This window comes from Pseudomonas sp. FSL R10-2964, from assembly GCF_009600035.1.
In the GTDB taxonomy this organism is placed as follows: domain Bacteria; phylum Pseudomonadota; class Gammaproteobacteria; order Pseudomonadales; family Pseudomonadaceae; genus Aquipseudomonas; species Aquipseudomonas bubulae.
On the sequence record NZ_WIWH01000120.1, the window covers coordinates 1 to 374 of the forward strand.

General features: G+C 57.0%; 1 protein-coding gene. It reads left to right on the top strand.

Features of this window, described 5'->3' with window-relative positions; all coding sequences use genetic code 11:
• Window positions 1–187: 187 nt before the first annotated feature.
• Window positions 188–374 (top strand): hypothetical protein (locus GHN92_RS24070; protein WP_372239761.1); only part of this gene is annotated, 187 nt, incomplete at its 3' end.

Below are 374 nucleotides of genomic sequence, written 5' to 3' on the forward strand. Positions count from 1 at the left end.
CATAGAAACAATGTGTCGGCAGGTGCTATGCTCGGCCACATGGAAAAGGGGGCCGAAAATGGCGCATAAAAAAACCCCTGTGAACCCTTCCAACTTGACGGGCGGGGAGTTCACAGGGGCTGACGAAGCTAGGCTTCTGGGTGAAAGAATAACACGCTACGGCGTGGCTCATGCAAGGTCTCGAGAGATGCTCGATTACCTTCGTGAAGAACCCTCCCAGACGAGCATCAAGACCGCCGCCGGCCTCGCCAGTTGCGGGAACTACCTGCACTTTCGGGAGTATTTCACCGTGGGCAAGGTTCGACTGCACAGCGCCTCGTTCTGTCGTCAGCATCTGGTTTGTCCTCTCTGTGCGATCCGCCGAGGAGCGAAGG